Raw genomic sequence first — 8,854 nt, 5'->3', positions numbered from 1 at the left:
GGGGCGGCCCCCCCCCCGGCCGCCTCCACCGCCCGGCTCACCGCCGCACGCCTGGCCGAGGCCGAGGCCAACCTGACCGGCGGGGAGGAGCGCGTCTTCGAGGAGTTCCTGCTCGGCGACGTGGCCGAGGAGCTGCACCGGCAGATCCGCGCCGCCGAGTCGCTGACCCGGCGGATGAACACCGTGCTGGAGGGGGCGCACTCCAGCCAGGGGGTGCGGGTGGAGCTGGCCTGGGAGCCCGCGCCGCACCTGGACCCGGCCGAGCGGTCCGCGTTCGCGCTGGCCAAGAAGTCGGTGGCGGAGCGCTCCGAGGAGGAGAACGACCGGCTGCGGCGGGCGCTGATGGACCGCATCCGCGCCACCCGGGCCGAGGGGCGCAGCAGCGGGTACGCCGAGGTGCTGGGCGCGGCCCTGGACTACCGGGAGTGGTTCTCCTACCGGGTGCGCATCCACGACACCGGGCCCGACGGCAACCCGCGCGACCGGCGGGTGCGCCAGCTCTCGTCCGGGGAGACGCGCCTGGTGTCGTACGTGACGCTGTTCGCGGCCAGCGCCGCCTTCTACGACGCGCTCCGCAGCGAGCTGGACGGGCCGCTGCGGCTGGTGCTGCTGGACGAGGCCTTCGAGCGGCTGGACGACCCGACCATCGCGCGGCTGCTGGAGCTGCTGGTCGACCTGGACATGGACTGGGCGATCACGTGGCCGTCCGGGTACGGGGTGTCGCCGAGGATCGACCGGATGCACATCTACGACATCCTCAAGCGCAAGGGCGCCTGGGGTGTGGCGTGCGCGCGCACGACGTGGAACGGCAGCGGGTTCGAGGCGGCTCCGGCGGGGTAGAGGAGGGCCGGGCGGCGCCCGAAGCGGGGACCGGGGGCGGCCCGGGGCCCGGCACGGGTCGGTGCCGCCTTGGCGATCACGCCCGGAAAGCGGCTCCGAGCACGCCGAACGCCGTCGAACCCGCGCAGGTCCGGGATTATTCCCGAGGCCCCTTGTAGCAAGGGCTACAGGGGCCCCGTACAGGCCCGGCTGATAGGTTCATGGTCGGCGGATCGAGGATCGCAGGATCGCAACGGCGGTCGCGACGAGAACCGCAACCGAGCCTTAAGAAATACACGTGTCAGAGGAAAGGTGCGCACATGTCCGCGCCATATTCGCTTCCTGAGCTGCCCTACGACTACGCGGCGCTGGAGCCGTGGATCTCCGGTCAGATCATGGAGCTCCACCACGACAAGCACCACGCGGCCTACGTCGCCGGTGCCAACACGGCGCTGGAGAAGCTGTCCGAGGCGCGCGAGAAGAACGACTTCGGCACGGTCAACATGCTGGAGAAGAACCTCGCGTTCAACCTCGCCGGCCACGTGAACCACACCGTCTTCTGGCCGAACCTGTCGCCGGACGGCGGCGACAAGCCCGAGGGCGAGCTGGGCGCCGCCATCGACGACCAGTTCGGGTCCTTCGACGCCTTCCGCGCCCACTTCGGTGCCGTGGCCACCGGCATCCAGGGCTCCGGCTGGGCCATCCTGGCCTGGGACATCCTGGGGCAGAAGCTCATCATCGAGCAGCTCTACGACCACCAGGGCAACCTGGCGGCCGGCTCCTACCCGATCCTGCTGCTGGACATGTGGGAGCACGCCTTCTACCTGCAGTACAAGAACGTCAAGGCGGACTACGTCAAGGCGTTCTGGAACGTCGTCAACTGGGCGGACGTGCAGCGCCGCTTCGAGGACGCCCGCAAGGTCGTGCTGGGCTAGCACACCGGCGGTACGCGGGTACGCGAGGGGCGGGGCCGATCGACGGCCCCGCCCCTCGCGCATGCCCGGGAGGATCCCTCAGGCGGCGCTGCGCACCCCGGTCAGCGCCGCGACCGCCTCGACCGGGGAGCCGACGACCGGGCCGCCCGTGGCCTCCAGCCGCTCGCGGCTCATCATGCCGCTGGCCACCAGGAGCGCGTGCGCACCGGCCTCGCGGGCGGCGCGGGCGTCGTCGTCGATATCGCCGACCAGCACCACCGTGGACGGGTCGATGCCCTGCTCCGCCAGGTGGTGGACCAGGTGCTCGGCCTTGGAGTCGTCGGCCGCATCGTACTTGCGCCCGTCGACGCGGGTGAAGTGCGGTTCGAGGCCGAAGTCGGCGACCAGGCCCGTCACGTGCCGGTGGGAGGCCATGGACAGCAGCGACTGGCTGCCCCCGGCCGTCGCCCAGCCCGACAGCACCCCGGGCACGCCCTCGGCCAGCGCGCAGCCGGGCAGCAGCGACCGGTAGTGCCGGTCGTACTCGGTGTTGAGGTGCTCCCACTCCTCCTTGGCGAGCGGACGCCCCAGGTGGTCCTCGTAGCAGTCCAGGAGGGGGCGGCGGAACACCGTCCTCCAGTAGTCCAGGTCCACCGGGGCCCGCCCGAAGGGCTCGCACACCCGGTTCAGGGCGGTCAGGTTGGCGTGGTTGTCGTCCAGGAGGGTTCCGTTCCAGTCCCAGACGATGTGCCGGACCCCCGAGAGATGGTCGAATCTGTTCTCAGCCACCCCCGCACTCTAAACGCCGGGAGGGACTCTGGACGCCGCGGCCGCCTTCCGGTGTCATGGCGGGGACCCTATCCCCCGATCCCCCACGAGGAACCCTGTGCACAAGCGAGAACCCCATAGCGGACCCGCCCGCACGGTGCTCCGGACCGGAGCGCTCGCCGCGGCGGCGATGATGGGGGCGGCCGCGCTGGCCGCCCCCGCCGCCGCCGACGCCCCCGGGCCGGTGGTCGAGGACGGGCGCACCCAGCCCGTGTTCGACTACGCCGACGCGGTGTACCAGGAGGTCGACATCGTCACCGGCGCGGACAGCGACGGCGACGGCGAGCCGGACACCGTCCGGATGCGCATCATGCGGCCCCAGGAGACCGAGGACGGGCTCCGGGTGCCCACCATCCTGGAGCCGAGCCCCTACTGGGCGGGCACGCACGACGCGCAGATGTACGACGTGGACCTCGACGACGACAGTGCGGGCACGGTCCCGCGCGGCAGGCCCCGGCCCGGGTCGGCCGAGGAGATGGCGCAGGCATCGGCCGAGGGCCCACGCGGCGCCTCCGCCCAGGCGGGGCCGACCGGCGACGGTTCGGCGACCATGCCGAACTACTACGACAACTACTTCCTGCCGCGCGGCTACGCGGTCGCCCAGCTCGACAGCCTGGGCACCGGCGGGTCGACCGGCTGCCCCACCAGCGGCGGGGAGAACGAGACGCAGGGCGTCACCGCGGCGGTGGACTGGCTCAACGGGCGCACCACGGGCGTGGACCCCGAGACCGGCGAGGAGGTCTCGGCCGAGGACTGGTCCACCGGGAACGTGGCGATGACCGGGATCTCCTACAACGGCACGCTGCCGGTGGCGGCGGCGAGCACCGGCGTGGAGGGGCTGCGCACGATCGTGCCGCAAGGCGCCATCTCCTCCTGGTACGACTACTACCGCGACAACGGGGGCGTCGTCGCGCCCGGCGGCTACCAGGGCGAGGACGCCGACGTGCTGGCGAAGCTGGTGTACACCCGCGACGACGCCGACGTGTGCGACCCGGTCATCGACGGGGTGACCGAGGGGCAGGACCGCGACAGCGGCGACTACAACGACTGGTGGGACGAGCGGAACTACCGGAACGACGCCGAGGGCGGGAGGTTCCGGGCGAGCGTGTTCCTGGCCCACGGGCTCAACGACTGGAACGTCAAGACCGACCAGGCGCTGCTGCTGTGGCAGGCGCTGGAGGACCAGGGCGTCGAGCGCAAGATGTGGCTGTACCAGGCGGGCCACATCAACCCGTTCAACCTGCGCATGGACGAATGGCTGGACCAGCTGCACCGGTGGTTCGACCACGAGCTGTACGGCCTCGACAACGGGATCATGGACGAGCCCCGGGTGGACGTGCAGGGCTCCGACACCGAGTGGGCGGCGCAGGCGGACTGGCCGGGCGAGGGCACGGCGCCGGTGCGGCTCGGGCTGCGGCCCGGCGGCGAGGACGGCGACGGCGGCCTGGAGCCCGGCAGGCACCGGGGCAGGCCCAAGTGGGAGGAGTTCACCGACGAGGGGCGCGGCACCCCGGCCGAGGAGCTGGTGGCCGAGCCGGGCACGGGCAAGGACGGGGCGCTGGTGTACCGCACCGGCGAGCTGACCGAGGACGTGCGGGTGAGCGGCGTGCCGGAGGTGACGGTGCGCGCGGCCATGGACGGGTCGTCGCCGTACCTGACGGCGCTGCTGGTGGACTACGGCACCGACACCCGGCCGACCGCCGACGTGCGCTACGACACCGACGACCGGGTCTGCTACGGGGAGGGCGTGCCGGAGGACCCCGGCTGCACGTACCCGAGCTACAACGTCACCGAGGAGTCCGACTTCAAGATCGTGACCCGGGGGTGGATCGACGCGCGCAACCGCTGGTCGGACGAGCACCAGTGGCCGGTGTTCGAGGACAAGCCGTACCGGTACTCGTGGCCGATGCAGGCGCAGGACTACGTGTTCAAGAAGGGGCACCGGATCGGCGTGGTCCTGGTGTCGACCGACCACGACTACACGCTGCGCTACCCGGCCGGGACCGAGGTGGAGGTGGACACCAAGCGGACGTCCATCACGCTTCCGGTGTCGGAGGGCAGGGGCGGGCTGGGCTAGCGTCCCGCTGATCCCCGGGAGGGGCGGCGCCCGGCCGGGCGCCGCCCCTCCCGTGTCCGTCGTGTCCCCGTGTCTCTTGCGCCCTCGCGCCTGTCGTGTCCCCTTCTCCGTCGTGTCCCGCCGTGTCCCGCGCTCAGGCGGCCTCGGCCTCTGCGCGCTCGCGCTTCTTGCGGCGTCGGCGGCGCCAGGCCCAGATGCCGACGGCGAGGGTGGAGGGGACCACGACCAGGACGAGGATCGGCAGGACGATGGCGACAAAGGACGTCACCGCGCTGATGATGTCCTCGATGACGCTGACGACCGGGCCGCCGGCGCCGAAGGTGACGGTGTTGAGGACGGGCCGGGAGACCGCCTTGAGGCCGTGGAGGACCAGGGCGATGAGGGCCCCGGCGATGATGGGCCACCAGGAGCCGTCCCCGGTGTCCATGTCGGTGGTGAAGGAGGAGGCCCCCGCACCGAAGGTGATGCCGCCGGAGGTGGGGCGGATGAGGGTCTGCACGACGTCGTTGACGCTGTCGACCGCGGGGACCTTGTCGGCCAGGAGCTCGACCACCAGGAGCACGCCGAGGACCACCAGGGTCGCCGGGTGCTCCAGCCAGGCCCAGGAGGGGCCGAGCTCGAACAGGGGGGTGAAGCGGGAGAGCAGCCCGGCCGCCAGGAGGGGGATGTAGGCGTTGAGACCGGCGGAGGAGGCCAGTCCGGCGCCGGTGAGGAGTTCGAGCATCCGCAGACTTTCCGAGAGTTCCCGTGCGTTCCCGACCCCCGCACACCCGGCGCGGGACACGGAACGCGGGCGCGGGGCGCGGGGCGCACCCTTAGGCGCGCGGTTGTCGAGCGTACGGGACCCCGAAAGCCCCTCACCCCCGGAGCGGCGGGCCGAGGCTGACCGGTTCCGGCCGCCGGGTGTAACCGGAGGCGGAAGGGGCTGGAAGGTGCCCGCTGAGGGAGACCGGTGGGGTGGCGGGTCGGCGGGATGCGGGGCGGAGGGCGGCGACGGCAAAGGGCCGCACCCCTCGCGGCAGCGCCGTCGGCCGCACGGCGTGCGCATGGTCACCGGGAGGGGCGGCGACGGCCAGAGCGGGGCGGCCCCGGTCCCGCCCGCCGTCCGCCGGGTCCCTCGCGGTCCGGGAGGGCGGCGCGGCCTAGGGGTTCGCGGTCTCCGGCGCCCGGGGCGGCCGCCGGGCCCGCACGGCGACACTCGCCGGAACTGCGACCTGGGCGAACACTCTGCGTTAGGTGCAGGTCGGGGCGGGAAACGCGCCCAGCGACGTTCGCGAAGGCCCCCGGACGACGAACACAGCGGTACCAGAACCGGTTACAGGAGCAGGATGCCTGATTCCCGCCTGTTCGGGGCTCCCCGGTAAGGCGCGGAAGCGAGCACGCGGCCGCCGGGACACCCTGCCGGGCACCGAGGGCCCACTCCTGGGCCGGTATCGGCTACACGCAGTGAACTGGGCTCAACAGACGGCCCAGTCGCGCTGTTCAAGGCCTTCCAGGAAGCGAATCCCGTTCCGCTATCGCGATGACCGTATGCCCGCGCCGCCCGCCGGGCCGCGGGCGGGACTCACTGCCAGTAGCCCTCGACCTCCGAGGTCGGGCGGACGCGGGCTTCGGGGGCCTCGTCTCCGAACTCGTTCTGGGCCCGGCGCTGGCGGAGCAGGTCCCAGCACTGGTCCAGCTCAACGGCGACGCTCCGCATACGGGACCGCTCGTCGGGCGTGAGGCGGTGCTCGCTCTGCTCGCGCAGCGCCTTCTCTTCGCCGATCAGTTCGGTGATCCGCGAGAGGATGTCCTTCTCTGCCCGCTTTTCGTCGCTCATGGGCCAATGGTCGGCCGACGGCCCCGGGACGGCAAGCCTCACGTCCGGCGTTTCCGCAGCTCGCCAGGGTGGCCCCGACCCCACAGGGCGTCCCTGTGAGAGGATCACGGACATCACATATAATTTGTGAAATTAACATTGACTTTAACATTCGGGAGGCGACGTGGCGGAACCTTCGGCGCCGCTGTGGGTCGGTATCGACGTGGGCACCCAGGGCGTGCGGGCCGTGGCGGCGTACGACGACGGCACGGTGGCGGGACAGGGGGCGGCCCCGCTGCGCGGCACCCGCCGGGACGGCCTCCACGAGCAGGACCCCGAGCACTGGTGGGAGGCGGTCGGGGCGGCCTGCCGCACCGCCGTCGAACAGGCCGGACGCGGCCGCCCCGTCGGGGGCGCGGCGGTGTGCGCCACCTCCGGGACCGTCCTCGCCACGGACGGCGCGCTCCGCCCGCTCGGGCCCGCCCTGATGTACGACGACGGGCGCGCCGCCGACGGCGCGGAGGCGCTCATCGCCGCGGCGGGCGAGGAGACCTGGCAGCGCGTCGGCGCCCGGCCCCAGCCCTCCTGGGCCTTCGCGCGGCTGGCCCTGCTGGGGCGCCGCGCACTCCGGCCCGGACACGGCGACCTCCTGCTGCACCAGGCCGACTTCCTCACCGGCCGGCTCAACGGGGCGCCGACCGCCGCCGACACCAGCCACGCCCTCAAGTCGGGGGCCGACCCGCTGGCCGCGGCCTGGCCGGACCCGGTGGTGGAGGCCATGGGGGTGCCCCCGGCCGCGCTCCCGGCCCTGACGGCGCCGGGGCGGCCCGTCGGGTCGGTGTGCGCGCGGGCCGCCACGCACACGGGGCTGCCGCAGGGCACCCCCATCGTCGCGGGGATGACCGACGGGTGCGCCGCCCAGCTCGCGTCCGGCGCGCTGGAGCCGGGGCGCTGGAACTCGGTCCTGGGCACGACGCTCGTCCTCAAGGGGGCCTCCGAGCGGCGGATCGCCGACGGCGCGAGCGGCGTGTACAGCCACCGCTCCCCCGACGGCCGCTGGTGGCCGGGTGGGGCCTCCAGCACCGGGGCGGGCGTTCTCGCCTCGGTGTTCCCCGGCGCCGACCCGGCCGCCATGGACGCGGCGGCCGACCTGGAGCACCCGGCCTCGGCTGTCGTCTACCCGCTGGTCGGCCAGGGCGAGCGGTTCCCGTTCGCCGCCCCGCAGGCGCGCGGGTTCACCCTCGGGGAGCCGCAGGACGAGGCCGACCGGTACGCCGCGACCCTGCAGGGCGTGGCGTTCGTGGAGCGGCTGTGCTTCGAGCGGCTGGGCGCGCTGGGGGCCGAGGTCGGCGGGCCCGTGCGGGTGACCGGCGGCGCGGTGGCCAGCGCGCGCTGGACGCAGCTCCGGGCGGACGTGCTGGGGCGACCGCTGGAGGTGCCGGAGAACGCGGCCCCGGCGTTCGGCATGGCGCTGCTGGCGGCGTGCGGCGACACACCGCCCGAGCGGGTCGCGGCGCGGATGGTGCGGATCCGCGCCACAGTGGAACCCCGCCCCGAGGTCGGCGAGCGGCTGGAGGGGGCGTATGCACGGTTGGTCGACGCGCTCGCGGAGCGCGGTTGGAACGGCGCCCCTCAGGGCGCTGCGGAGAGGGGGCGGCGGTGACGGACGCGACGGAGCTGGTCGTGGTGCGGCACGGGGAGACGGTGTGGCACGCGGAGAACCGGTACGCCGGTTCGAGCGACGTGGCGCTGACCGAGGAGGGGGTGCGGCAGGCGGAGGCCCTCGCCCGGTGGGCGGCGACGGCGGGGCTGAGCGCCGTGGTCAGTTCGACGCTGAGCCGGTCGGCCGGGACCGCCGCCCCGGCGGGCGAGGCGGCGGGGCTGCCGGTGACGGCCGACCCGCGCCTGGTCGAGCAGGACTTCGGCGACGGCGAAGGGCTCACCTCCCGAGAGATGCGCGAGCGCCTGGACGGGGCGCGCGAGCGTTTCGAGCTGGACCCGCTGCGCAACCCGCTGCCGGGGTCGGAGGACCCGGTGAAGGTGGCCGAGCGCGGGGTGGCGGCCCTGGCCGACGCGGCTCGGGCGCACCCGGGCGGGCGAGTACTGGTGGTGGCGCACGGGACGCTGATCCGGCTGGTGCTGTGCCGCCTTCTGGGTATGGACGCGAGCCGCTACCGGAGGGCGTTCCCGAAGGTGGGCAACTGCCGCGGCGCGCGGCTGCTGTGGAAGGCGGAGGGCGAGGCGGGCCTCCTCGGCTTCAACGAGCCTTTGGGGGCCTGACCACCCCCGAAGAGACGTCGACGGCCCGGTCGGCGGCCGCTCACGAGCCCCGGCCGTCCATCGGGTCGCCGGGGTGCCAGGTGGAGGGCGGCGACGAGAAAAGGGCGTCGGTCCTAACTGCAGCGTCGTCGGCCGCCC

At 73.6% G+C, this 8,854-nt stretch carries 8 protein-coding genes; 5 read left to right on the top strand and 3 right to left on the bottom strand.

The window, feature by feature from the left end; genetic code table 11:
* Positions 1-840, top strand: an 840-nt coding sequence (locus D476_RS35185; RefSeq protein ID WP_040728928.1) for an SbcC/MukB-like Walker B domain-containing protein, incomplete at its 5' end; no start/stop codon positions are given.
* A 299-nt stretch (positions 841-1,139) separates the two neighbouring features.
* Complete coding sequence (locus D476_RS0130840; RefSeq protein WP_017627727.1) at positions 1,140-1,754, top strand: superoxide dismutase; 615 nt, start codon at positions 1,140-1,142, stop codon at positions 1,752-1,754.
* 78 nt (positions 1,755-1,832) lie between these two features.
* On the opposite strand, the gene D476_RS0130835 is transcribed toward D476_RS0130840, so the two are convergent.
* Positions 1,833-2,522, bottom strand: coding sequence for an HAD family hydrolase (locus D476_RS0130835; protein ID WP_017627726.1), 690 nt, complete (start codon positions 2,520-2,522; stop codon positions 1,833-1,835).
* A 97-nt stretch (positions 2,523-2,619) separates the two neighbouring features.
* On the opposite strand from D476_RS0130835, the gene D476_RS0130830 reads away from it, so the two are divergent.
* Positions 2,620-4,638, top strand: coding sequence for a Xaa-Pro dipeptidyl-peptidase (locus D476_RS0130830; protein ID WP_026124015.1), 2,019 nt, complete (start codon positions 2,620-2,622; stop codon positions 4,636-4,638).
* Between the two features lie 133 nt (positions 4,639-4,771).
* Here D476_RS0130830 and D476_RS0130825 read toward each other — a convergent pair whose 3' ends face one another.
* Complete coding sequence (locus D476_RS0130825) at positions 4,772-5,362, bottom strand: DUF4126 domain-containing protein (RefSeq protein ID WP_017627724.1); 591 nt, start codon at positions 5,360-5,362, stop codon at positions 4,772-4,774.
* Positions 5,363-6,202: 840 nt separating this feature from the next.
* Entirely contained in the window at positions 6,203-6,457 is a 255-nt protein-coding gene (locus D476_RS0130820; protein ID WP_026124014.1) for a DUF2630 family protein, read from the bottom strand.
* A 163-nt stretch (positions 6,458-6,620) separates the two neighbouring features.
* On the opposite strand from D476_RS0130820, the gene D476_RS0130815 reads away from it, so the two are divergent.
* Both D476_RS0130815 and D476_RS0130810 read left to right on the top strand, forming a co-directional pair.
* Positions 6,621-8,099 (top strand): FGGY-family carbohydrate kinase, encoded by a 1,479-nt coding sequence (locus D476_RS0130815; protein ID WP_017627722.1) that lies wholly within the window; start codon positions 6,621-6,623, stop codon positions 8,097-8,099.
* Positions 8,096-8,716: a histidine phosphatase family protein gene (locus D476_RS0130810; protein ID WP_017627721.1), complete on the top strand. Its 621-nt coding sequence runs from the start codon at positions 8,096-8,098 to the stop codon at positions 8,714-8,716. The genes D476_RS0130815 and D476_RS0130810 overlap by 4 nt, the downstream gene beginning before the upstream one ends.
* Positions 8,717-8,854 lie beyond the last annotated feature (138 nt).

It is taken from the genome of Nocardiopsis chromatogenes YIM 90109, from assembly GCF_000341185.1.
Taxonomy (GTDB): Bacteria; Actinomycetota; Actinomycetes; order Streptosporangiales; family Streptosporangiaceae; genus Nocardiopsis_A; species Nocardiopsis_A chromatogenes.
The sequence above is the reverse complement of the archived record's forward strand: the minus strand, read 5'-3'. Positions and strand labels throughout refer to the sequence as shown.

Coding starts and splice junctions, on each gene's coding strand:
- D476_RS0130825 (WP_017627724.1), bottom strand. CDS start 5,362: ATGCTCGAACTCCTCACCGGCGCCGGACTGGCCTCCTCCGCCGGTCTC.
- D476_RS0130820 (WP_026124014.1), bottom strand. CDS start 6,457: ATGAGCGACGAAAAGCGGGCAGAGAAGGACATCCTCTCGCGGATCACC.
- D476_RS0130840 (WP_017627727.1), top strand. CDS start 1,140: ATGTCCGCGCCATATTCGCTTCCTGAGCTGCCCTACGACTACGCGGCG.